Source organism: Arthrobacter sp. S39, from assembly GCF_004320525.1.
Lineage (GTDB): Bacteria > Actinomycetota > Actinomycetes > Actinomycetales > Micrococcaceae > Arthrobacter.
In genome coordinates, this window is sequence record NZ_SIHX01000005.1 from 1 (window position 1) to 23919 (window position 23919).

Below are 23919 nucleotides of genomic sequence, written 5' to 3' on the forward strand. Positions count from 1 at the left end.
CGGCCTCAATACTCACGGCCGGCGCGGCAGCTTCAACGAACCCGGCCGCTTCAACAGCACTAACGAGCCCGGCGGTTTCGGCAGCCTCAGCGAGCCCGGTGGCTTCGGCGGTGTCCTGCAGCCCGGCAGCCTCTGTGAACGGGGCAGCGCAGCGGACGCCCGGCCGTTCAGGCCGGTCGGACCGTGAACCGCCGCCGAAATCGCGGCCGCTGGAAGCGCCCCCAGCAGGGGAATCAGCGCGCGTGCGCAGGCCGGCATGACCGCCGTGCCCCGCGCGCTGAACCCTAAGAGCTTCCATAGGAACACTCTTTCAAAGGGGTACGACAATTAAGCCGAGCACCGTTTCCGGGTCGAAGAACCAGCCGGCGGGGCGGGAAAAACAGGGGCGCAGCTGGCCGGGTGCCGCCATCGAACATCAGAGTCTTGGAAGCGCCCCCAACAGGCGAGCCAGCACGCGTGCGCAGGCCGGCATGACCGCCGTGCCCTGCGCGCTGAACCCTAAGAGCTTCCATAGGAACACTCTTTCAAAGGGGTACGACAATTAAGCCGAGCACCGTTTCCGGGTCGAAGAACCAGCCGGCGGGGCGGGAAAAACCGGGGCGCAGCTGGCCGGGCGCCGCCGCCGAAATCGCGGCTGCTGGAAGCGCCCCCAACAGGCGAATCAGCACGCGTGCGCAGGACGGCATGACCGCCGCGCCCCGTGCGCTGAACCCTAAGAGCTTCCATAGGAACACTCTTTCAAAGGGGTACGACAATTATGCCCGGCACCGATTCCGAGCCGAAGAACCAGCCGGCGGGACGGGAAAAACCGGAGCGCAGCTGGCCGGGCGCCGCCGTCGAACATCAGAGTCTTGGAAGCGCCCCCAGCAGGGGAATCAGCGCGCGTGCGCAGGCCGGCGTGACCGCCGTGCCCCGTGCGCTGAACCCTAAGAGCTTCCATAGGAACACTCTTTCAAAGGGGTACGACAATTAAGCCCGGCACCGTTTCCTTGCCGAAGAACCCATGGCGACCAAGGGCGTCTCACCCTGGTGCCGCCGGGGACCGCTCCATCCGGAGCGGTCCCCGGAGCAGCCCCGGCACGCGTCAGCACGGCAGTTGAACTGCTGTGCTCCGCTTGCTGACCCGCAATGGCCTCCATAGGAATACTCTGCCAAGGGGGTACGACATTCAAACCTGGCAGGCACCGAACTCAGGTCACTCCCACAGCCGGTGCCCGGCCGCTCACCTGGGAATGGAGCCAACCACTGAGGACATCAGCGCCGACATTTTGATGGTGGTCACCACGAAACTGAGGAAAACAACGCCGATCAGCACCCAGATGGGCGCGAGCCCCCGGCCCGGAGCAACCTTGGCGACGATCACCGAGCGGCCGATCACGTACACCGGGCCGCTGAGGAAGCTCCACGCCCAGTGGAACGGCCTGGTGACGCCGTCGCGCTTGAGCCGTTCGCTGTCGAAATAGGCCAGCAGAACAGTCGCCGCGTAGGTCAGGAAGCCCGAGAAGACGAGGAGGAAATAGACCGGCGTGAAGATCGACGACGGGTCCACCGTTGGCCTCTGTTGACTTCCGACGTAAATGACACGGAAATCCGGGTTCCAAAACAGCAGCAGCGCCATAGTCAGCAGCGGGAGCAGCGAAATGGTCCAAATGAGCGGGTTATAGACCGGTGTTTCGCGGCTGATGAGTGGTCGTTGGGGCGCGTATGGCGTAGTCGCGTACGGATTGGCGTAGGCCGTTGGAACATGCGGCGTGCTGAACTGGTCGGTCCACGCCGAACCGTCCCACCACCGGAACCGCCCCGTCCCTGCGGGATCGGGGTACCAGCCTGGAGGAATAACGGGGCCGCCGCCCGAAGTGCTCATTTTCGCTCCACCGTCCCACGCCGCGCGTAACGCACGGACTATCTGACACTCATCACAGCACTCATTCAGCGCTTTGGCGAGAGGCAACAGGGAGTTGCAGTTTGGGCTTCCGAAATGTGCCGTGCGGCATTGCTGAGCGTCCGTTGCGCCGATCAGCGGAAGCGCGGACGATGATTCCATGAGCGGAAAGTCGGCGAGCGAAAAGCCCAGTCCTTCACGACGCCGAAACTGGACTGTCGCGGCGGCCGTTGCGGCGGTAGCACTCGTGATTGGGTTTGTGGTGTTCAAGCCGTGGCTGCTCTTTGTGGACGTGAGGGTGGACGAACAGCTCCCCATCGTTGCCAGCGCTCCCGCGCAGGCACAACCGACGCCGCCTACGCCCCTAACGTCGACGCCGGGCACCTCGACGCCGGGCACCTCGACGCCGGGCACCCCACCATCAACAACGACGACGCCGACACCCCCTCCCACGGGCCCGGTACAGCTCGCCGTGGGCAGCCTGATCAGCCACGAACACACCACCACGGGCACCGTCCGGATTGTTCAGCAGCCGGATGGTTCCAGGGTGCTCACCCTGGAAAACCTGGATACGTCCAACGGACCGGATGTGCACGTCTGGCTCAGTGCTGCGCACGTGGTGGAGGGGACGGCGGGATGGTTCACGGCCGGCTCTGCGGAGTACTACGACCTCGGCATGATCAAGGGAAATCAGGGCAATCAGGTGTACCAGATTCCCGCTGACGTGGACCTCTCGCAGTACCCGGCGGTGGACCTGTGGTGCGTCCAGTTCAGCGTCTCGTTCGGGGCTGCCGAGCTGGTCGCCTGAACCGGTACTTCGCGGCCACACCGTGAAACGCCGCCGGCCGCCGCGTCCCCCAAGGATCGCGACGGCCAGCAAGGTCAATCAGTTGTAGCACAGTTACGGCGAGTGCACTCTACGTGGAGTAGAAGCAGCGTAACTTTTCGTCCGGAACGTTCCGGAACCCCGTGGCTCAGTCCCGCTTGGGATCCACATTGGTGGCCGCGCCGGCTCGGGTCGCACCGCCTTCGTCGGACCAGTCCTGGCCCGTGGCGTCGTTCAGGGCGGGATCGGACTCAACATCCGACGTGCCCAGGTTGACCGTTTCCGGGTGCGTGCTGTGAGCCGGGACGTGGTCGCCGGTGCCGGACCCACCGAAAGAGGCGCCGACGTCGGACGTTTTGGCTTTGCCGTTGCTGGACGCTGTGTCGTGGTGCATGGCTGAGCCGATCACGGTTCCTGCGCGGCGGGCCGCCTCACCCAACTGGTCCGCCACCTCCGGAGCCTTTTCCTTGATGGCTTCCGTGGCGGCCGCCACCTTGTCCTGGACGGGCTTGCTGTCCCAAAGACCCGCTGCACGGGCCTTCAGCTTGTCGTACGCCGCCCGGCCGGACCGCGACCCCAGGACGTAGCCTGCGGCGATCCCAATACCCAAAAGAAGTTTTGATTTCATGATGAACTCCTGCTCCGTGAGAAGGTTTTCAATCCGGTCCAGTGCCCGGGGGAAAAGAAAACCGGCCCGGGGAGGTTCTCCCCAGGCCGGTCTCCTGGCTGGTGCCGCAGTTAGCTACGGACGCTGCGCTTGGTGATCATGCCGTAGACGAGCAGTACGATGACCGCTCCGCCGATGGCCAGCAGCCAGGTCTGCAGCGAGAAGAACTCCTGCAGGCCGGTACCGAAAATCATTCCGCCAATCCAGCCGCCGAGGAATGCTCCTACGACGCCCAGGAGCAAGGTGATGAAAATGCCGCCACCCTGCTTGCCCGGGAGGATCGCCTTAGCGATCGCACCAGCAATAAGGCCGAGAATCAAGAATGCGAAAAAACCCATTTTGTCGTTCCTCTTCCTACATAAAGGAGGTACCCGGATCCCGGGGACGCTTCATCCTTCTGCCTCAATAGTAATCATGCTTACTATCGATTTGCCAACCCCAAGGTTCGGAAGAGGGCCATTCCAAGCATGGTTCAGTGCCCGGTTAAGTCCGAATCGTTGCCCACGCCGGGACCTTCGTCCAGTATGGCCAATTCCGCTAGATCCTGCGGATCCAGGGCGAAATCGAACACGTCAAGGTTATCCCTCATCCGCTCCGGATCGCCCGACTTTGGAATGACCACAAGTCCGTTCTGAACATGCCACCTCAACACGAGCTGCCCGGGCGTTTTGTCGTACTTTTCACCCAGTTGGGAGAGCAGCGGAGCGCCCAGCAGGCTCGCCCCGGAACCGCCCAGCGGGCTGTACGATTCGGTAACAATTCCGTGTCTGGCGTTGAACTCGCGTTCGGCCACGCGGGTGATCGCCGGGCTCAGCTGGATCTGGTTGACCGCCGGCACCACGTCCGTCTCGGCCAGCAGCCGCTCCAGGTGGGCCGGTTTGAAGTTGGAGACCCCGATGGACCGGACTTTCCCCTCCGCCTGGAGCCGTTCGAACGTCTTCCACGTCGAGATGAATTCATCACGGGAAGGGAGAGGCCAGTGGATCAGCAGGAGATCCACGTAGTCCAGCCGCATCCGTTTCAGCGACCCCTCCAACCCTGCCGCAGCCCGGTCGTGGCCCTGGAACTGGCCGTCCAGTTTGGTGGTGACGAACATTTCGCTGCGGTCCACCCCGCTGGCCCGGATACCGTTGCCCACACCTTCCTCGTTGCCGTATTTCACGGCCGTATCGATGTGCCGGTACCCGGCTTCCACGGCACTGACGACGGCGGCAGCCACCTGATCGTCGTCCAGCGGCCAGGTGCCGAGCCCCAGCTGCGGGATGCTGTAACCGTCATTGAGCGTGATGAGCGGTGAAAGAGTCATTTCAACAGTCTCTCGTGCTTTCGCCCTTCCTAGCCCTCGAATGCCCGGAGAATATTTCCGGCGTTGTAGCCGAGCACTGTCCGGGCTGCGTCGGATACGTGGTCCGGCTTTCGGGACGTGGTAGAAACGGGCCGACGGCCGGACTCGTCTACTTTCTCAGAAGTTCGGTAGCCCGCCCGAAACGTTTCCCAGTGGCGTTTCCCCTCCCCACGGTCCAATCCCCCACGCGATTCCCGGGGAAATGACCGCGCGGCGGGGAGAAGTTGCGCGCGGCCCCTATAACGCGCCCACCAGCTGATTCGACTCACCCCAAGCTGCGGGCCCAGCCGGTCAGCCGGTCGCTCAGGTCCATGAATTGCTGGTCAACTGCCTGCAGTTCAGGGTGGGCGTCATACCAGTCCACGATCTCCCGGGCTCCGTCCGCGAACGGAATGGTGGCGGTGTAGCCCGGGACCAGGGACTTGATCTTGGTGTTGTCGAAAATGACCGAGTGGGACCGGTCGCCCAGCAGGTTGGCCCCCAGCTCGGCGCTGTGCGCGGCGATGGTTTCCGAGGCCACGTGGACCAGCTCAGGCTCGGCAACGCCGGCCGCCCGGGCGAACAGCCGGTAGATCTGGTTCCACGGCAGGTATTCGTCAGAGGTGATGGTGTAGCTCTCGCCCACGGCCTGCGGCCGGCCCAACAGCCCCACAAAGGCTTTGGCGAAGTCGCGGCTGTGGGTGAGGGTCCACAGCGAGGTCCCGTCGCCGTGCACCATCACCGGCAGTCCTGCCCGCATCCGGTGCACGTCCGTCCAGCCGCCCACCATGGCGATCTTGGTGCGGTCGTACGTGTGGGACGGCCGCACCACCGTCAGCGGAAAGTCCTCCGAGCGGTACGCCTCGAACAACAGGTCCTCGCATGCGATCTTGTCCCGTGAATACTGCCAGAACGGGTTCTTCAGGGGAGTGGACTCGAGGATGGGCAGCCGGGTGGGCGGCTTCTGGTACGCCGACGCTGAACTGATGAACACGTACTGCCCGGTCCGGCCGCGGAACAGCTCCATGCTGGCCCGCGCCTGGTCCGGAGTGAAGGCAATAAAGTCCGCGACGGCGTCGAACTCCCGTCCGTTCAGCACGTCCCGCACGGCGGACGCGTCACGCACATCCGCGTGCAGGACTTCGGCGCCGTCCGGCGCAGGCCGTCCCGCCGACTGGCCACGGTTGAGGATGGTCAGCCGGTGCCCCAGCGCGACGGCGCGTTCTGCCGCCGCCGCGCTGATGACCCCGGTGCCGCCGATGAAGAGGATGCTCCTCGGCGCGACCGTGTCGGCCTCAGGTCCGAGTGGATTCACCACGCGTAGTCTTCGGGCGCCGGGCGGTGCCCCGGAAAGATGTCATCGAGCCGCTTGAGCGCGTCGGCGTCGAGCGTGACATCCAAAGCCCGGACGGCGGCGTCGAGCTGTTCCTGCGTGCGCGGGCCCACGATCGGTGCGGTGACCGCCGGCTGGTGCAGCAGCCAGGCCAGCGCGACGTCGCCGGGGGCGTGGCCCAGGTCGTCCGCGAAGTCCTCGTACTGCTGGATCTGGTCCTGGTGCTTCTTCAGGGTTTCCAGGGCCCGGCCTTCGGCCCGCCGGACGCCCTGTTCCTGCTTCTTCAGCACACCGCCCAGGAGCCCGCCCTGCAGCGGCGACCAGGGAATGAGGCCCAGGCCGTACTGCTGGGCAGACGGGATGACTTCGAGCTCCACCTCGCGGCGGAAGAGGTTGTAGATGGACTGCTCGCTGACCAGGCCCGTGTAGTTCCGGCGCCGGGCAGCCTCCTGCGCCTGGGCGATGTGCCAGCCGGCGAAGTTGCTGCTTCCCGAGTAGAGGATCTTGCCCTGCTGGACGGCAACCTCGATGGCCTGCCAGATCTCGTCCCACGGCGTATCGCGGTCGATGTGGTGGAACTGGTAGACGTCGATGTAGTCCGTCTGGAGGCGCTTCAGGCTCGCATCCAGCGCCCGGCGGATGTTCAGCGCAGAGAGCCTGGACTCGTTGGGACGGTCCGTCATGGTGCCGTAGAGCTTGGTGGCCAGGACAGTCCGTTCGCGGCGCTCGCCGCCCTGCGCGAACCAGCGGCCGATGATTTCCTCAGTCCAGCCGCGGTGCCCGGTGCCGCCGTACACGTTGGCGGTGTCGAAGAAGTTGATGCCGGACTCCAGCGCAGAGTCCATGATGGCGTGCGCATCGGGTTCCTCGGTCTGGGGGCCGAAGTTCATGGTGCCCAGGCAGAGGCGGGAAACCTTCAGGCCGGAGCGGCCAAGGTGCGTGTACTGCATTGTGTGGTCCTTTCGGTGGTCGAGCCTGTCGAGGCCCGGTTAGAGCTGGGTGAAGGCCGCGACGGCGGGATCGGAACCGATGCGCGCACCGGACTCCAGCGCCGTGATGGCCGCAAGTTCGTCGTCGCTGAGCGCGAGGGACGTGGCCGCGAAGTTTTCGCGGATCCGGGACGGGTCCACGGACTTGGGGATGGCGATGGTGCCCGCTGCGAGGTGCCAGGCCAGCACCACCTGCGCGGTGGTGGCGTTGTGCGCCTGCGCGACGGCGGTGACGGCGTTCCCGTTCAGGTCCCCGCCCTGCCCCAAGGGGCTGTAGGCCTCCACCGCGATGCCCAGCGAGCGGCACTTGGCGGCCAGTTCGGCCTGCTGGTAGCTGGGGTGCAGCTCGATCTGGTTGACGGCGGGCGGAACTTCGGCGGCTTCCAGCAGGGTGTCCAGGTGGTCGGAGAGGAAGTTGGAAACGCCGATGGCGCGGATCTGCTTGTTCTCATACAGCCGCTCCATCTCCTTCCACGCCTGGACGTAGAGCCCCTGCGACGGGACTGGCCAGTGGATGAGGTACAGGTCCACGTAGTCCAGGCCCAGCTTCTTGCGGCTGTTCTGGAACGCCTCCTGCGCGCGGCCCTGCTCGCCGTTGCGGAGCTTGGTGGTGACGAAGATTTCCTCGCGTGGAATGCCCGAGGCGGCGATGGCCGCGCCCACACCGGCCTCGTTGCGGTAGCCGGCTGCCGTGTCGATGTGGCGGTAGCCTGCAGCCAGCGCGTCCTCGACGATCCGCTGCGTGTCCTCAGGCGGAACCTGGAAGACGCCGAGGCCCAGCCGGGGGATGGTGACGCCGTTGTTCAGTGTTGTCTCCGGTGTCAGCTCTGACATGGGGTGGCTCCTTTGCTGATGAACAGGAAGTGATGGGTGAGAAAACGCTTTCGGGAAGGCTCTCCCATGAGCCTATGCACTTTTGCGCCGATAGTCAGCCCTTGACCCTGTCCCTGTTTTTCCTAGGACTGGCAGTCCTACCTTCGTTGTAGAAAGTCCCTGCCGGGGCCGTGCAGAATAGGGTGCATGGGTCAGAGCGCCGAGTTCGGAAAATTCCTGAAGGCCATGCGGTCCCGGCTGAGTCCGGAAGACGCCGGGGCGAACAGCACTTCCGGCGCGCGCCGCGTTCCCGGCCTCCGGCGCGAGGAGGTGGCGCAGCTGGCAGGCGTCAGCACGGACTACTACATCCGCCTGGAGCAGGGGAGGAACATCCACCCGTCGCGCACCGTGCTGGACTCGGTGTCCCGGGCCCTGAGGCTGGACGCGGGCGAGCATGCGCACATGATGGACCTCCTGGAAAACTGCGCGGCCAGCACGCGCTCGCCCGGACCTGCGCAGGCTGTCCGTCCGGCGCTCCGCCAGCTACTGGAGGCCGTGGGCGACGTCCCGGCCATGGTGCTGGGCCGCCGGACCGACGTCCTCGCCGGGAACCGGATGGCCTTCCTTCTCTTCACCGATTTCCCGGCCCTTCCGCCCCAGGAGCGCAACCTCACCCGCTGGCTGATCCTCGACCCCGGTGCCCGGGAGCTCTTCCGCGACTGGAAGACCGTGGCGGCGGAAGCGGCCGGAGCGCTCCGCGTGGACGTCGGGCGGCATCCCAATGATGCGCAGGCCAACCAGCTGGTGGGTGAGCTCGCCGTCCACAGCGAGCAATTCCGCCAATGGTGGGCAGGGCACCGCGTGGCCACACGGTCCGCCGGCAGCGTCCGGCTCCACCACCCGTCCGTCGGAGACCTGGAACTGAACTTTGAAAACCTTGTCCTGCCCGACGATCCCGACCAGGCACTCCGGGTGTACTCCGCAAAGCCCGGCTCGCCGTCGTCGGACGCCCTGGCCCTGCTGAGCCTTGGCGCCGGTGCCGGGCCGGCGGAGCAGCCTCGGACCGCAGCCGCGGCGCCGCCGGCGGTCCCCGAAAACCGGCAGTAGTTGCAGCCACGCGGGGCCTGCGTTGTGCGTTTGTCCAGCCTGTCCAAGTGATTCTGGCCAGCGGTCCATTGGGAGTGAGCCGCGGCTTTCCTAGGCTTGAAGGACAAACTTTTCTCCACCAAGGATGGTCTCAACGATGAAACGCATCGCACTGCTCCAGGAACGCCAGGCCAACGCGGCCAGCAACGGCCGGACCGCCAGCACCGGCTCACACTGCCCCGCCTCCGGACTCTGGAGCCCCGAGGCCGACCCGCACACGGTCCTGTCGTTTTTCGAGGGCCACGTGTTCCCCGCGTTCGACGGCGTGCCCACCGTGTGGCGCCGCCGCACCACAGGCATCGTCTCGTCCAACTAAAGCTAAAGAGTGATGGCCGCGTCCAAAGGACGCGGCCATCACTCTTGGAACTCAGGCAGGTCAGCTTTCGTGGCGGAAACCGAGCTTGATCCGCACCTGCCAGTCGGCAACTTTGCCATCTTCGAGGTGACCGCGGATTTCCTTGACCTCGAACCAGTCAAGGTTGCGCAGCGATTTGGCGGCCTCGGCGATCCCGTTGCGGACTGCCGCGTCCACGCCTTCTTCGGAGGTGCCGACAATTTCAGTAATGCTGTACGTGTGGTTGGACAACTTCGCTCCTCGTGATCGCCTTCGATTCCCGGTTGCGGGCCGTTCTCGAAGCCTAGTAGGACTTCAGGAACGTTGGCCAGCCCTTAGCCGGATGTTCCGTTGAGAACCGCCACGTTGGTGTAGATGACATTCCTCCCCGTGGCACGGAGGACATCGCCGTCCTGTGGGGCGTCGGAGGTGACGGTCAGGTCCCGCACCGTTGAACCGTCCGCAGCCACCACCAGGGTGACTCCTTCACTGTTGGTCAGCACCACGTCCGCGGCATTTCCCGTTGCCCCGGCCAGGGTGACGTTGCGCCGGTCGCCCCAGATCACCGAAGGCTCATGGTAGGTGCCGGGCTGGAGCAGCACCGTGACGGGACCGGCGTTGTTCGGCGGGATGGCCCCGACGGCAGCCCTGATGCTGGCGAAGTCTCCGGTGCCGTCGAGGGCGACGGTGATGACGCGGGCTGGCGCGGATTCCGTCCCGCCCAACGGTCCGCCGAATGCCCGCACCAGCGCCGGAACCGCCGTCGTGGGTGTCAGCTCGTAGGCGTACGCCGCGGCCGGATCGAAGCACTGGCCCCGTTCCTGGCCGGTATTTCCGGTGCACTGTTCAAAGACGTTGTCCCGGGCCACCAGCTCGCCGCCAGGGCCCTGGTGGTGGAGCGGATTCCGGACATCCCGGAAGTAGTTGCCCTCCACTACCAGCAGCGCTGCATTCCGTCCCAGCATGCCGTAGTTGGAGATGTTTTCCAGATAGTTGTTATAGACGTGGGACGCCGCGGTGTTGTCCAGGCTGGCGTTGCGCTGGTGGGTGTTCCGGATCCAGTTGTGGTGCAGGGTCAGCCGGGTGACCACGTTCTGGGTCCAGCCCTCGCCCAGGGCCTTGTTGTGGTCCGCAAAGACGTTCCAGGACAGCGTGACGTTGTCGCAGTCCTTGCGGATGTCCACCAGGCCGTCGCCCAGGCGGGTGAAATACATGTGGTCCACCCAGACGTGGGTACTGGTGTCCATCTGGATCCCGTCCCTGTCGTTGTCCGGGCGTTTCCCCACGAAGTCACCGGGGATGTAGGAGTCCCGGACCGTGAAGTTGCGGAAGATGACGTTGGAGACGCTGATGAGCTTGAAGCCGGCGTTCACCACCGCCGCTCCTTCGCCCGCCCCAAGGAAGGACTTGTTGGCTGTCACCGTCAGCTTCTCGTACTGCGGGAACACCAGCTCGCCATGCAGGATCACCACCAGCGGCTCAGTGCTCTTGGCGAAGGCCCGGAGCTCATCCGGGGTGCTGGCATGGACCAGCCGGCCGCCCGCCCCGCCGGTGGTGCCGGCGCGTCCGTGCGCCGCGACGCCGGCGAAGCCTTCCGGCGCCTCAGTCCAGGCCGTGCCGGCAGATCCGCCGCCGAGTGCGCGGTTGACGGGCAATCCCGCTTCTGCAAAGCCGGAGCTGCCGACGGCGGGACTCACGCCGCCGGTGTCGGCCGCCGTCGCTGCCGGGCTGAGCAGGCCGGACGCAACCAGCGTGCCAGCCGTCAGTCCCGCCGCGAGGAGGGTCCGCCGTCGGATGTTCAGGTCCTGTGATTGTGATTGTGATTGTGCCTGTGCCATCTCAGCCACGTCCCGTCGGGGTCCAGTCACCAAGGAAGGCCTCCTTGGTGAATTTGACGGCATCCGCGGGTGTGAGCTGGGGATGGAACCCGTTGACGTAGGCGCCCGGTCCGCTGTTGTTGTATTCGGCGAACCGTCCTTCGGTCCAGGCGTGGCCGCTCATGCCGGACCAGCCCTGGACGGCGATGTGGCTGCCGAGGACGGAGTCGCGGATCACGGCCATGGGGTGCGCGTCCGGATCGCTGCTGGCGAACCAGGGCCGGCCCAGGCTGACGGTTCCGGGAGCGGCGTCGGACGTGAGGGTGCTGTCCACGATCAGGAAGCCGTACGGGTTGGAGTTCTTAGTGCTGGGAGCCACGATGTAGCCGTTGTTGGTGGCGCTGCCGCGGTCCAGGGAGTGGATCGTGCAGCCGTCGAAGACCGCCGTCCCGCGGCCGTAAAGGAAGTCCACGTCGCCTTCGATGTAGCAGTTTTTCAGGTAAGTGCGGGCGGTGGCGTCACGGCCGGTGGTGTCTGCGAGGTAGGTGTCCTGGTTGCCGAGGAAGCGGGTGCCGTCGAACGTCACCTTATCTGCCACGGACCGGACCGCGAGGGCCTGGCTGCCTCCGTTGGCGGCCTCGTCGTAGGCGTTTTCCACCGTGAGGTTCCGCACCGTGGTTCCCTCGGCCAGGACGTTCAGGGTGGCGCTGCCGCCGGCGCCCCAGGTCCCGCCGAAGAATTTCACGCCATTGGCCGGGAGGTCGTAACTGATGACGACGTCGGCCGGGTTGGCTGTGGCGCCCTGGATGGTGAGGTTGGGACGGTCTGCCCAGATGTTCACCGATTCGCGGTAGGTTCCGGGCTTGACCGTGATGGTGCGGGGGAGGGTGCTGCCGCTGGGGACGGATCCGATCGCGGCCTGGAGGCTGCCGAAGTCGCCGGTGCCGTCCAGGGCAACGGTGATTTCCGTGGTGCTGTTCGGGGCGCTGTTCTCCAATGGCCCTGCGCCGGCAGCAACGAGCTCCGGGACCCGGACGGCGTCGTCCTTCTGGTAGGCGTAGTACTGGGTGGGATCGAAGGCTGCTCCGACATTGTCCTTGCGGCCGCGGGTGCCGTTGAAGATGTTGTCCCGGTTCACGATTTCAGTGGCGGGATCCTTGGCGACGATCGGATCCTGGACGGCGCTGAAGCTGTTGCCTTCGAGCACCACCTTGGCGGCGTTGCGGCCCATCATGCCGTACTGGCCAATGTCCTGCAGGTAGTTGTTGTAGACGTGCGCTGCGGCCGTGTTGTCGATGCTGAAGTTGCGCTGGGTGGTGTTGCGGATCCAGTTGTGGTGGATGGTCATCCGGGTCACCGCGTTGGTGGTCCAGCCAACACCGAGGGCCTTGTTGTTGTCCGCGAAGACGTTCCAGGAGTACGTGATGAGGTCGGAGTCCTTGCGGGTGTCGATCAGGCCGTCGCCCATGCGTTCGAACTTCATGTGGTCCACCCAGACGTGATGGGTGGTGTCCAGCTGGAGGCCGTCGCGGTCGTTCTCCGGGCTCTTGCCGTCCCAGTCGCCCGGAATGTAGGCGTCCCGGACGGTGAAGTTCCGGAAGATGACGTTGGAGACGTTGATGAGCTTGAAGCCGGCGTTCACCACTTCGGCCCCGGCGCCCACACCGATGACGCTCTTGTTGGCTGCAACCGGGATCTTGACGTAGTCGGTGGCCGTCAGGGTGCCGCGGATGAAGATCACCAGCGGCTCGCTGGCCGCCGCGTAGTCCTTGAGTTCCTGGATGGTGGAGGCGGTGACGATTCTGCCGGCCTGGCCGCCGGTGGTTCCGGCCAGTCCGTAGCCGGGAAGGGAAGCGAAACCGTCAGGGGTCTGCTTCCACATCGACTCGGGTGTTCCCGCCGCGTCCGGGGTTGTCGCGGGAACCAGGGCCCCGTTTTGCTGGGCGGTGCTGCCGGAACCGGCAGGGGCTGCGTGGGCGGCCGGGAGTGCCGTGAGGCTTCCCAGCATCACGACGGCGGTGGCCGCACCTAATAGACGTCGCAAACTCATGCAAAAACTCCTTTGTTTTTGTGCCCGGGCAGCCTCCAGCGCGGGCGCGTTCATTACGGGATGTTCAGTAAGCAGTGTTCAGTCAGCGATGCGTTCGGAAAGCGCTGCGGGCGTTACTTGAGCCCGGTGGTGGCGATGCCGTTGATGAGGTATTTCTGGCCGGCGATGAAGAAGCCGATGATCGGGGCGATGGACACCACGGACATGGCGAACATGGGGCCCCACATGCTTTGGCCTTCGGAATCCATAAAGGCGCGCAGCGCCAGGGGAACCGTGTAGAGGTCCTGGTTCTGGATGTAGAGCAGCGGGCCGAAGAACTCGTTCCAGGTGGAGATGAACGTGAAGATGGCGGTGGTGGCCATGGCCGGCACGCACAGGGGCATGATGACGCGCAGGAATGTCCGGAAGGGGCCGCAGCCATCGATCTGGGCGGCGTCGTCGAGCTCCTTGGGCAGGGCCTTCATGAACTGGACCATCAGGAAGATGAAGAACGCGTTGGTGGCCATGAAGTTCGGCACGATCAGCGGCAGGTACGTATCAAGCCAGCCAAGCTGGGAAAAGATGATGTATTGCGGCACCAGGAGCACGTGTCCGGGCAGCATCAGCGTTCCCAGCATCAGGGCGAAGAAGAGCTTCCGGCCGGTGAACTCCATCCGGGCGAACGCGTAGGCGGCCAGGGCACAGGAGAAGATGTTCCCGATGATGGAGAACACCACGACGATCAGTGAATTGATCAGGTAGACGTGGAACGGCTGGTTCAACGCCGTCCAGCCCTGTTCGTAGTTGCTGAAGTCCCAGTTATCCGGCCACAGCCCCAGCTGGCGGAAGATGTCGTTGCTGGGTTTGAAGGAGCTGGAGATCAGCCACAGCAGCGGGTACAGCATCACCAGGCCTACCAGGCACAGGATCAGGTGGCGGGAGAAGCGGGTGCCGGGTGTGCCGGTCAGGGCATCTTCCGGGGCCACGTCCTTCTTTTGCTTGTTTTTGGTGGGTAGTTCGAGGAGAGCCATTGCGGTTGCCTTAATTGTCGTAGAAGACCCAGAACTTGGACGCGATGAAGTTGATGGCGGTGAAAATCGCAATGATCATCAACAGCAGCCACGCCATCGCGGAGGCATACCCCATCTCGAATTCGGTGAAGCCCTTTTGGTAGAGGTACAGGTTGTAGAACAGCGTGGAATCAGCCGGGCCACCGGTGCCGCCGCTCATCACATAGCCCTGGGTGAAGGTCTGGAAGGATCCGATGAGCTGCATGATGAGGTTGAAGAAGATGATGGGGCTGATCAGCGGCAGGGTGATGTTGCGGAATTGCCGCCACTTGGAGGCGCCGTCGATGGAGGCGGCCTCGTAGTACATGGCCGGGACCTGCCGCAGGCCGGCCAGGAAGATCACCATCGGTGAGCCGAACGTCCACACGTTCAGGACGATCAGGGTGCTCAACGCAAATTCGGGGTCCGTGACCCAGGCCGGTCCCTGGATGCCGAGCAGTCCCAGGAAGCCGTTCACAATTCCTTCGTTGCCAAAGATGTAGCGCCACAGCATCACGATGGCCACGCTGCCGCCCAGCAGGGACGGCAGGTAGTACACGGAGCGGTAAATCGACAGGCCGCTGAGGCCCCGGTTCAGGACCATTGCCACCAGCAGCGCGATGGCCAGCGAGATCGGTACGGAGACGAAGGTGTAGATGAACGTGACCTTCAGCGACTGCAGGAGGCGCGGGTCCTCGAACATGGCCTGGAAGTTGGCCAGGCCCACGAAGTTGGGCTCCGTGAAGAGGTTGTAGTCCGTGAAGGCCAGGTAGAGCGAGGCGAAGAACGGGATGATCGTGAACAGCATGCCGATGAACCACGGCAGCAGGAAGAGGTAGCCGGAGCGCTGGTTGGTGCGCCTCGACAGGCCCCGTTTGGGTTTACGGCGTCCCGGTGCGGCCAGGGTGGCGGCCGCACCGGGGGCTTGCTTGGTCAGCACTGACATGGCGTCAGGCTCCTATCTGCTTAGCTGGGTATCTGAGCGTGGGGCGGCTACTTGTTGATGGCGGCATTGCTCTTCTCGAGGAACGTCTTGGCGGCATCTGCCGGGGTGACGCGGCCGAACTCAACTTCAGTTGCGAGCTGCTTGAGGGTGTCAGCCACGACGCTGGCGCCCTTGGGGTAGACGTAGGCGGGCGCCAGTTCGTCCTTCTGGATGTCGGCCACCATCTGCACAAACTTCGTGTCATCCGCACCGAGCTTGGGCATGATGGCTTCTGTCACCTCGGGGTTGATCGGCACGCCGCGCTGGGTCAGTGTCTCGGCGGCGCCGTCGACGTCGTTGATGAGGAAGTTCAGCAGCTTGGCGGCTTCCTTGGGGTGCTTGGACTTGGCGGCAACGGACCAGAGCATGCTGGGATCGGCGGAGTAGCCGCGGCGCTTTTCCGTGGTTTCACCGGGCATGCGGAGCAGGACCAGGTTCCCGCCTGATGCTTCGTTGTAGCCGCGGAAGTTGTTGATGGGGATGATCTGGGAAGCCACCGTTCCCTTGGCGAGGTAGGACTGCGCCGGCGAGCCGCCGATCTGTTCGAAGAATCCGGCAGGCGGGTAGCCGCCGGCGTTGCGCAGGTCCACGCTGTACTGGAACCACTCGCGGATGGTGTCTTCGCTGACGCCGAGCTTATTGTCCTTGGTGTAGAAGTCCTCGCCGCGCTGCCGGGCCAACAGGATGGGGCCGGTCTCCGTGGCCACGTCGTAGCCCGCTCCGTAAATCTTTCCGCCGGTCTTCTGCGTCACCTCGGTGGCGAACTTGGCGTAGTCCTCCCAGCTCCAGGTCTTGTCGTCCGGGATAGTCACACCGGCTTGGTCCGTGATGGTTTTGTTGACCACCATGCCGATCAGGTTTACGCCGGTGGCCAGGCCGTACAGTTTGCCGTCGACTTCGCCCCGGCTTTGGATCGTCGCCGGAATCTTGTCGAGGTTGATCTCGGACAGCGTCTTCAGGTCGGCCAGGGTGCCGCGCTGGGCGTATTCGAGCAGGGTCCGGTTGGCCATGTTCAGTACGTCCGGGGGGTTGCCGCCGGCGAAGCGGGTGGCCAGCTTGTCGGCGTAGGGCCCGCTGTCCTGGTATTCGCTCTTGACCGTGATGCCCGGGTTCTTCTGTTCGAAGATCTTGATCGCGGCATCTGTCATCTTGGCGCGGTTGGAGTCACCCCAGTACACGAAGTTCAGCTCGACGTTGCCGCCGGAGGACGGGGAGGTGGCCCCTCCGCAGCCGCTCAGGGCCAACCCGGCCGCGGTCAGTGCTGCACCCAGGATGATCCTGCGCGGAATAGGGGTGCTCGTGGTCTTCTTCATCGAATGACGCCTCTCTAGCGGGGGTATGTCGGGCTTGTTCCGGCTACGTGCAAATCTCCAGTAGCAAGGAAACTTTCTGGTGTGGATCCTGCGCCCGGAACGCCAACTTCAGGTGAGTGTGGGTCCGAACTGCTGAAAAACTTTTGAGTAAACGATTTCTAGCAAGAAAACCCTGTGACTGTCAACACAATTTTGAAAGTTCTGCGATCAGAAACAACGGAAACTTTCTGTACTACTTGCCGAAGATTTCTGACATGGCTATGCTGATCCACACATCCCGGACACGCCACCCAACCAGGAGGTCTGCTTGGCCATCCACACCCCGCCGCCGGCCGCGGCCCCCGGTCTTACGGGCCCGGTCTCTTCGCTGGGCACCCACTGCACCGGACGGCAGCAGCCCGCCACCAGCGCGCCACGGCCCTACCTTCACCCGATTCGGTCCCTGGGCGGCGCCACCGTCACGGAAGCCGCGCCTGCCGACCACCCGCACCACCTGGGCCTGTCCATAGCCTTTTCCGACGTCAATGGCACAAATTTCTGGGGCGGTTCCACCTTCACTGCCGCCAGCGGCCCGGTGCTCCTGGCAAACCATGGAACGCAGGTGCCGCAGGGCTGGAAATCAACCGCAGATGGGGAAGCGGATGGCGGCACCGGCAGCGAATCCGGCGCTGTCTCCTGGCGGTCGCACTCAGGCGGCGAACTCGCCGTCGAGCAGCGGCACCTGGAGTACTTTGCCCATCCGGAGCCCGGCACGTGGAGCCTCTCACTGTCCTCGGTGATCCGCCCGGCGGCGGGCGTGGAGCAGCTGGAGGTGTCGTCGTCGGCCGTGAAGGGCCGGGCAGGCGCCGGATACGGCGGAATCTTCTGGCGGTTTCCCCAGGGCAGCGCTGACCCGCTGGTCCTGTCCGACGCCGGAAGCGGCGCCGATGCGGCCCATGGTTCGCGCTCGCCCTGGCTGGCGGTCAGCCTCCGGATCGACGGCGCACCCGTCAGTGTTGTGCTCGCCCAGGACCCGGAACGCCCGCTCCCGTGGTTCATCCGGGCGGAAGGCTACCTGGGGGCGGGACCTGCAGTGGCCTGGTCCGAACCTGCGCGCGCAGGCCACAACACTCCGCTCAGGCTGGGCCTGCACGCCGTCATCCACGACGGTGCGGTGCAGACTCCCGCCCGCGCCCTCGAACTCCTCCAGCAGCACCCCCGACTCAGCCGCCCCGGCCAAACCGACAGGACATCATGACAACCCGGCCTCCCATCCCCGTCTACACCAACCCCATCCTCAACGGCGACTGGCCTGACCCGGATGCCGTCCAGGTGGGCGGGACCTATTACCTCATCGCGTCGAGTTTCAACAGGGTGCCGGGGCTGCCCGTGCTGAAGTCCCGGAACCTCGTGGACTGGGAACATGCCGGCCACGCCCTTCCCGAACTGCCCCAGGGCAGCCACTACTCCCTGGTGCGCCACGGCAGCGGAGTCTGGGCACCGGCCCTCCGCTACCACGACGGCCGCTTCTGGATCTTCTACCCGGACCCCGACCACGGCATTTTCGTCCTGAGCGCCGAGCGGGCAGAAGGACCGTGGAGTGCTCCGCACCTGCTCTACGCCGGCCGCGGCATCATCGATCCCTGCCCGCTGTGGGATGAGGACGGCGAGGCCTACCTGGTCCACGGCTGGGCGCACAGCCGGGTCGGCGTCAAGAACCGGCTGACCGTGCACCGGATGAGCCCCGACGCGAGCCGGCTCCTGGACCACGGAACCCACGTGATCAACGGCGCCGACCTCCCGGGCTACACCACCCTGGAAGGGCCGAAGTTCTACAAGCGGGACGGCTGGTACTGGATCTTCGCCCCGGCCGGCGGCGTGGCTACGGGCTGGCAGTCGGTCTTCCGCTCTCGGTCGCCGTTCGGCCCGTACGAGGGGCGGAAAGTGCTGGAACAGGGGAACTCCGACGTCAACGGCCCGCACCAGGGCGCCTGGGTCACCACGCCGACGGGCCAGGATTGGTTCCTGCACTTCCAGGACCGCGGCCCCTACGGCCGGGTGGTCCACCTCCAGCCCATGGGGTGGGGCGAGGACGGCTGGCCGTGGATGGGAACTCCCGCGGACGACGGCGGCCCTGGCACTCCGGTGGCCAGCCACCCTTATCCCGTGGGAACCTCGCCGAAGGACGTGGCGCCGCCGGCGAGCGACAGCTTTGATTCGCCGTGGCTGGGGCCGCAATGGCACTGGCAGGCGAATCCGCGCGAGTGCTGGTCCTTCCAGGGTGGGGGAGGGCAGTTGGTCCTGCGCCCGCAGGCCAACGATCCGGTCAACCTGCGCGAACTGCCCAATGTGCTGGGCCAGATCCTGCCCGGCACCCCGTCAACCTTCACCACCACGCTGGAACTGGACGATGTTCCGGTGGGTACCCGGGCCGGCGTCGTGGTTTTGGGTCAGAGGTACGCCTGGCTCGGGATTATCCGGACCGCCGACGGCTTTGTGCTGGGAAGCGGTACCGGCGGGGAAGGCCCGCATGAGGAGCGGCCTGGACGCCAGGTGCCCCTGGACAGTGCAAGGATCGAGCTTCAGATCCGGACGGACGGAAGGCCGCGCTCCACCTTCGCCTGGCGGACCGGTCCGGGCGAGCCGTGGGAGGTCCAGGGCTGGCACTTCGAGGCGGTGGAGGGCAAGTGGATCGGCGCTGAACTGGGCGTTTTCACCGCGGCACCGCTGGGTTCGCAGGAAAGCGGCAGTGTTATCGTTGGACCCGTGCGGGTCGAGACTGCGCCGGTCCGCCGGGCAGTCATGCCGCACTTTGCCGCCACCGCTTCCAGATGATCGCAAGGACCCAGCCGTTGACCGCCACTCCGCGCCCCAAGATCGCAGATGTGGCCGCAGCGGCAGGCGTCTCCGTTCCCACCGTGTCGAAAGTGCTCAACGGCCGTTCGCACGTCTCCGAGGCAACCCGGGCCAAAGTGCGCCAGGCCCTCGAGGAGCTCGACTACACCAAACGGAACGTCCCGGCTGACCAGCCGGGACTCCTCCAGCTGGTGGTCAACAACTTCGACTCGCCCTGGGTGCTGGAAATCATGGAAGGCGCCGAGGCCGCTGCGGCCCGCCTGGGCTACTCGATTGTGTACACGCGGGCAGAGCACGCCACCGCCGAGAACTGGCGGAAGCTCCGCGAATCCTCGGCCAACCGGCTCGCCGGCGTGGTGCTGCTGGCTCCGCGGCGCGGATCGCGGCTGGTCACCACACTGCGGAGCCTCAACATCCCCGCGGTGGCAGTGGATCCGGAAGGAACCGAAGGGCTCACCATCCCCAGCGTCAGCCCGGCGTCGTTCTCCGGAGCGCTCGCCGCGGTGGGCCACCTGCTGGAGCTGGGCCACCGCCGGATCGGCATCATCACCGGCCGGGGGCATGGTTCCGGACACAGCCGTGCGCGGTACGCGGCGTACGCTGCCGCCCTGCATGAAGCGGGGTTGCCGGTCCTGCCTGAACTGGTGCGCGACGGCGACTTCAGCATTGAGTCCGGCGTCCGCCACGGCGGGGACCTCCTGGACCTGCCGGAGCCTCCCACCGCGATCTTTGCCGCCAACGACCTCCAGGCGCTGGGCGTCATGAACGCCGCCGCCGGGCGCTCGCTGAAGATTCCGGGGGATATCAGCATTGTGGGCTTCGACGACATTGCGCAGGCCGCGCTGATGTCCCCGCCGCTGACCACCGTCCGCCAGCCGCTGGCGCAGCTGGCGTCCATGGCCGTGGGCATCGTGGTGGAACAGCTCGAGCAGCAGGGCCCGGCTGTTCCCGCTGCGCTGGAAGTCGCCACCGAGCTGGTGGTCCGAGGCACTACCGCCCCGCCGCGGGTGCGCTAGCCGGGTCTCGACACGCTCGACCACCGGCGGGTCTCGACAGGCTCGACCACCGGCGGGTCCCGACAGGCTCGACCACCGCCGGGTCTCGACCGGTTCGACCACCGCCGGGTCTCGACCGGTTCGACAGCCGGGCTGCTACTGTGCCTCGAGCACCAGGTTCTTGAGGTCGTCCAGGGTCTGCTGCATGTGCGCGTCCATGGCTTCGCGGGAGCGGGACGGGTCGCGGGATTCCAGCGCCTCCGCGATGTTCTGGTGGTGGCCGATCGCGTGTACCTGGATCTCGCGCACCGCTGACGTTTCAGTGCGGCGCTTTTCCAGCACCCGGTGCAGCGGCTCGAACAGGACAGCCACAAAGACGTTTTCCGAGGCGTGCAGGATCAGGTCGTGGAACGCCAGGTCCGCCTCCACAAACGCGGCAACGTCGTTGACCTCGTGCGCGGCGCGCATGGCGGCCACATAGGAGTAGAGCGTCTGGACGTCGGCGTCGCCGATCCGGCCAGCCGCAAGTTCGCAGGCGCCGGTCTCCAGCATGCGGCGGAGTTCGATGAGCTGCACCGAGGCTTCTGCCTCGTTTTTGCCCTCCGAGGCCGCGCGAAGGACGGCCTCCAGTGAAGCCCAGCGGTTCAGCGGGTTCACAAAAGTGCCACGGCCACGTTCGACGCTGAGGATGCGCTGCGCCTCGAGGGTCTTCATGGCCTCGCGCACGGTCATCCGGCTGACTTCGTGTGCGGCGCTCAATTCAAGTTCCCCGGGCACACTGGCCCCGGGCGGGAATTCCCCCGCGATGATGCGGTCCAGAAGCTCGTCGGCGACTACGCCTACCAGTGATTTCCGTGCCATTTTCCCCCGTCCAAGCCCTGCGGCCGATATGTCAGACAAGTCTACTTGCGCGTTTGTATGTCCTATGCCACACTGAATTCAAATGTTAGATGTCAGACATCTTACAGATATCCACATCACCACCGATTACACCCACAATGGAGTGCAGCATGACGCTTGAAGCAGAAGTCCTGGCCGCCTTTCCGGCCGAAGTCCGGATCCCTGCAGCGATGGTGGCCGACGCCGTCGCCGCGTCCAGTGCCGAGTCGCCCCGCATGCTGGTGGTGCTCGACGACGACCCCACCGGAACGCAGTCCGTTGCGGACCTGCCCGTCCTCACCCGCTGGGACGTTGAAGATTTCATCTGGGCCTTCGGCCAGGCCAAACCCGCCGTCTACGTGCTGACCAATACCCGCAGCCTTGACCCCGCCGAAGCCGCCGCCCGCAACGGGGAAGTGGTCCGCAACGCGCTGGCCGCCGCCGGTTCCGGCATTGATTCAGGCCTCCGGCTCGGCTTCGTGAGCCGCAGCGACTCCACCCTCCGCGGCCACTACCCGCTCGAACCCGACGTCATCGCGGCCACCGTGGCCGAGGTCAGCGGCGAAGCAACCGACGGTGTGGTCCTGGTCCCGGCGTTTCCCGACGCCGGACGCGTGACCATCGGCGGCGTGCACTACATGCGCGGCACCGGAGAGGACGCCGGCAAGCTCACGCCCGTGGCCGAGACCGAATTTGCCAAGGACGCCACCTTCGGCTTCGCCAACTCGGACATGGCCAAGTACGTGGAGGAGAAGTCGCACGGACGCTTCGCCGCAGAGTCCGTGATCGTACTGGACCTGAACATCATCCGCGCCTCAACGGACCCGCAGGTCACCGCCAACGCCATCGCCGACGCCATTGCGCCCGCCACAAACTCGACCCCGATCGTGGCCGACATCGTCACCGAGAACGACCTCCGCGCCCTGTCCCTGGGCCTGGAAGAAGCCGAACGGCGCGGCAAGAAGCTGCTCTACCGTGTGGGCCCGCCGTTTGGCCGTGCCCGGATCGGCCAGGAAATCCGCGCCGAGCTCAGCGGCGCCGAAGCCTACGCCGGCAACACCCCGTCCACCGCGGGCGGCCTGATCGTGGTGGGCTCCCACGTGGGCGTCACCACCCGCCAGCTTAAGGCCCTCACCGAACAGCACAGCGCCGCACGCATTGTGGAAATCGACGTCGAGAAGCTGCTGGGCGAGTCCGCCGACTCCTACCTGGACCAGACCGTGGACACCGTTGTGGAGGCGTTGCGCGGCGGAGACGTGATCGTCCACACCAGCCGCCTGCTGATCAAGACCGACAGTCCCGCCGAAAGCCTGCGGATCGCACGCACCGTGTCCGCCGCCGTCGTCGCCGTGGTGAACCGGACCCTCAAGACCTTCCCGCCGCGCTTTGTCATTGCCAAGGGCGGCATCACGTCCTCCGACGTCGCCGCGCACGGACTGGAAATCCGGCACGCCATTGTCCGCGGTCCCATGCTGCCGGGCATCGTCTCGCTCTGGGAGCCGGTGGACGGTCCCGCCAAGGGCATCCCGTACATCGTGTTCGCCGGAAACGTGGGCGATGACCAGTCGCTCGCCGACGTCACCCGCAAGCTCAGCAACACTTTCTAACCGGTGGTCGAGCTTCTCGAGACCTGGATTTCGACGGGCTCAATCACCGGCATCACCGATATCGCAAAAATTCACAGGAGAACACCATGACCAGCAACTACACCATCACCGTCCTGGGCCTTGGCGCCATGGGCCTGCCCATGGCCACCCGCCTGGCCAGCGAGCTCACCGTCCACGGCTTCGACATCGCCGAGCCGCGCCTGAAGCTCGCCGAAGAAGCCGGTATCCGCACTTTCGCCTCCGCCCGGGAAGCCTCGAAAGGCGCTGACGCCCTGCTCCTGGCGGTCCGCAACGGCGAGCAGCTCAACGATGTCCTCTTCGGCGAGAACGGCGTGGCCTCCGTGCTGGAGCCGGGCGCCGTCGTCATCCTGGGCAGCACCGTGGGCACCGAAGCCATCCCCGCCACCGTGGCCCGCCTCGCCGAATACGGCGTCGAACTCGTGGACGCGCCGCTTTCCGGCGGCCCCAAGCGCGCCGGCGAGGGCGACCTGCTGATCGTTGTCGGCGCGTCCCCCGAAGCCCAGGAGAAGGCCCGCCCCGCGCTGGAACTCCTTGCCTCCACCCTGACCGTGGTGGGCGACAAGCCCGGCGACGGCCAGGCCCTCAAGACCGTCAACCAGCTCCTCTGCGGCGTCCACATCGCCGCCGCCGCCGAGGCCCTGGCACTGGCCGACGCCCTCGGCCTGGACCAGGAGAAAACCCTCAAAGCCCTCGAAGCAGGTGCCGCCGGTTCGTTTATGCTCTCCAACCGCGGCCCGCGCATCCTCGAGGCCTACACCGAGGAAGGCGCCGAGGTCCTGTCCCGCCTGGACATCTTCGTCAAGGACATGGGCATCGTGGGCAAAGCCACCCGCGCCGCCGGTCTGGCAGCTCCCGTGGCCGCCGCGGCCGAGCAGCTGTACCTCCTGGGCCAGGCCCAGGGCCTCGCCGCCGCTGACGACTCCGCCGTCATCAAGGTTGTGGCGCCCACCAGGCGCACCGCCTAAGCACCCCGCTTCACCCCCGCCAAAGCACCTCCCCGCAAAGCTCGACGACGGCGGTCCCCCCTCCGCCGTCGTCGTACCTCCCAGCGTTCCCCAACAGAAACAGTTAGCGC

At 65.7% G+C, this 23919-nt stretch carries 23 protein-coding genes; 8 read left to right on the plus strand and 15 right to left on the minus strand.

From position 1 onward, the window contains the following. Positions 1-298, minus strand: a 298-nt coding sequence (locus EYS21_RS11175) for a hypothetical protein (RefSeq protein WP_131133291.1), incomplete at its 3' end; no start/stop codon positions are given. A 924-nt stretch (positions 299-1222) separates the two neighbouring features. Then, positions 1223-1864, minus strand: coding sequence for a DUF2510 domain-containing protein (locus EYS21_RS11180; protein WP_131133292.1), 642 nt, complete (start codon positions 1862-1864; stop codon positions 1223-1225). Between the two features lie 178 nt (positions 1865-2042). On the opposite strand from EYS21_RS11180, the gene EYS21_RS11185 reads away from it, so the two are divergent. Beyond that, positions 2043-2690 (plus strand): DM13 domain-containing protein, encoded by a 648-nt coding sequence (locus EYS21_RS11185; protein WP_131133293.1) that lies wholly within the window; start codon positions 2043-2045, stop codon positions 2688-2690. A gap of 166 nt (positions 2691-2856) precedes the next feature. Here the strand turns inward: EYS21_RS11185 and EYS21_RS11190 are convergent, their stop codons facing one another. From EYS21_RS11190 to EYS21_RS11215, 6 genes are all read right to left on the minus strand, one after another. Then, a complete protein-coding gene (locus EYS21_RS11190; protein WP_131133294.1) occupies positions 2857-3336 on the minus strand; it encodes a hypothetical protein in 480 nt (159 codons plus the stop codon). A 110-nt stretch (positions 3337-3446) separates the two neighbouring features. Further along, on the minus strand, positions 3447-3713 hold the full coding sequence (locus tag EYS21_RS11195) for a GlsB/YeaQ/YmgE family stress response membrane protein (RefSeq protein WP_131133295.1): 267 nt from the start codon (positions 3711-3713) through the stop codon (positions 3447-3449). A 134-nt stretch (positions 3714-3847) separates the two neighbouring features. Further along, on the minus strand, positions 3848-4681 hold the full coding sequence (locus EYS21_RS11200) for an aldo/keto reductase (RefSeq protein WP_131133296.1): 834 nt from the start codon (positions 4679-4681) through the stop codon (positions 3848-3850). 304 nt (positions 4682-4985) lie between these two features. Continuing rightward, on the minus strand, positions 4986-6017 hold the full coding sequence (locus EYS21_RS11205) for an NAD-dependent epimerase/dehydratase family protein (RefSeq protein ID WP_131133297.1): 1032 nt from the start codon (positions 6015-6017) through the stop codon (positions 4986-4988). Further along, on the minus strand, positions 6011-6982 hold the full coding sequence (locus EYS21_RS11210) for an aldo/keto reductase (RefSeq protein WP_131133298.1): 972 nt from the start codon (positions 6980-6982) through the stop codon (positions 6011-6013). The genes EYS21_RS11205 and EYS21_RS11210 overlap by 7 nt, the downstream gene beginning before the upstream one ends. A gap of 39 nt (positions 6983-7021) precedes the next feature. Beyond that, positions 7022-7855 (minus strand): aldo/keto reductase, encoded by an 834-nt coding sequence (locus EYS21_RS11215; RefSeq protein WP_131133299.1) that lies wholly within the window; start codon positions 7853-7855, stop codon positions 7022-7024. A gap of 186 nt (positions 7856-8041) precedes the next feature. Here EYS21_RS11215 and EYS21_RS11220 point away from each other — a divergent pair, with 186 nt between their 5' ends. Both EYS21_RS11220 and EYS21_RS11225 read left to right on the plus strand, forming a co-directional pair. Next, the gene (locus tag EYS21_RS11220) at positions 8042-8941 is read left to right on the plus strand and encodes a helix-turn-helix transcriptional regulator (RefSeq protein ID WP_131133300.1); all 900 of its coding nucleotides are present in this window, start codon (positions 8042-8044) and stop codon (positions 8939-8941) included. Between the two features lie 136 nt (positions 8942-9077). Further along, positions 9078-9296, plus strand: a complete 219-nt coding sequence (locus EYS21_RS11225; RefSeq protein WP_131133301.1) for a hypothetical protein — start codon at positions 9078-9080, stop codon at positions 9294-9296. Positions 9297-9356: 60 nt separating this feature from the next. On the opposite strand, the gene EYS21_RS11230 is transcribed toward EYS21_RS11225, so the two are convergent. The 6 genes from EYS21_RS11230 to EYS21_RS11255 form a co-directional block, all read right to left on the minus strand. After that, on the minus strand, positions 9357-9566 hold the full coding sequence (locus EYS21_RS11230) for a dodecin (RefSeq protein ID WP_131133302.1): 210 nt from the start codon (positions 9564-9566) through the stop codon (positions 9357-9359). An 83-nt stretch (positions 9567-9649) separates the two neighbouring features. Beyond that, positions 9650-11182 (minus strand): right-handed parallel beta-helix repeat-containing protein, encoded by a 1533-nt coding sequence (locus tag EYS21_RS11235; RefSeq protein WP_242633390.1) that lies wholly within the window; start codon positions 11180-11182, stop codon positions 9650-9652. Next, positions 11154-13181, minus strand: coding sequence for a pectinesterase family protein (locus EYS21_RS11240; protein ID WP_131133303.1), 2028 nt, complete (start codon positions 13179-13181; stop codon positions 11154-11156). Before EYS21_RS11240 ends, EYS21_RS11235 begins: the two co-directional genes overlap by 29 nt. Before the next feature lie 113 nt (positions 13182-13294). Next, positions 13295-14191: a carbohydrate ABC transporter permease gene (locus tag EYS21_RS11245; RefSeq protein WP_131133304.1), complete on the minus strand. Its 897-nt coding sequence runs from the start codon at positions 14189-14191 to the stop codon at positions 13295-13297. Between the two features lie 10 nt (positions 14192-14201). Further along, entirely contained in the window at positions 14202-15155 is a 954-nt protein-coding gene (locus EYS21_RS11250) for a sugar ABC transporter permease (RefSeq protein WP_131133305.1), read from the minus strand. A gap of 47 nt (positions 15156-15202) precedes the next feature. Further along, entirely contained in the window at positions 15203-16507 is a 1305-nt protein-coding gene (locus tag EYS21_RS11255; protein ID WP_131133306.1) for an ABC transporter substrate-binding protein, read from the minus strand. Positions 16508-16814: 307 nt separating this feature from the next. On the opposite strand from EYS21_RS11255, the gene EYS21_RS11260 reads away from it, so the two are divergent. Genes EYS21_RS11260 through EYS21_RS11270 form a run of 3 tightly spaced genes read left to right on the plus strand, consistent with a single transcriptional unit; the run spans position 16815 to position 20358 of the window. After that, a complete protein-coding gene (locus tag EYS21_RS11260; RefSeq protein WP_242633391.1) occupies positions 16815-17744 on the plus strand; it encodes a PmoA family protein in 930 nt (309 codons plus the stop codon). After that, the gene (locus EYS21_RS11265) at positions 17741-19321 is read left to right on the plus strand and encodes a glycoside hydrolase 43 family protein (protein ID WP_131133307.1); all 1581 of its coding nucleotides are present in this window, start codon (positions 17741-17743) and stop codon (positions 19319-19321) included. The genes EYS21_RS11260 and EYS21_RS11265 overlap by 4 nt, the downstream gene beginning before the upstream one ends. Positions 19322-19338: 17 nt before the next feature. Beyond that, positions 19339-20358 carry a LacI family DNA-binding transcriptional regulator gene (locus EYS21_RS11270; RefSeq protein ID WP_242633392.1) on the plus strand — a complete coding sequence of 340 codons (1020 nt, stop codon included), beginning with the start codon at positions 19339-19341 and terminating at the stop codon, positions 20356-20358. 135 nt (positions 20359-20493) lie between these two features. On the opposite strand, the gene EYS21_RS11275 is transcribed toward EYS21_RS11270, so the two are convergent. Next, complete coding sequence (locus tag EYS21_RS11275; protein ID WP_131133309.1) at positions 20494-21198, minus strand: FadR/GntR family transcriptional regulator; 705 nt, start codon at positions 21196-21198, stop codon at positions 20494-20496. Between the two features lie 149 nt (positions 21199-21347). Between EYS21_RS11275 and EYS21_RS11280 the strand changes: the two genes are divergently transcribed. Continuing rightward, positions 21348-22823, plus strand: a complete 1476-nt coding sequence (locus EYS21_RS11280) for a four-carbon acid sugar kinase family protein (protein ID WP_131133310.1) — start codon at positions 21348-21350, stop codon at positions 22821-22823. A gap of 86 nt (positions 22824-22909) precedes the next feature. Next, positions 22910-23809 carry an NAD(P)-dependent oxidoreductase gene (locus tag EYS21_RS11285; protein ID WP_131133311.1) on the plus strand — a complete coding sequence of 300 codons (900 nt, stop codon included), beginning with the start codon at positions 22910-22912 and terminating at the stop codon, positions 23807-23809. Positions 23810-23919: the final 110 nt, after the last annotated feature.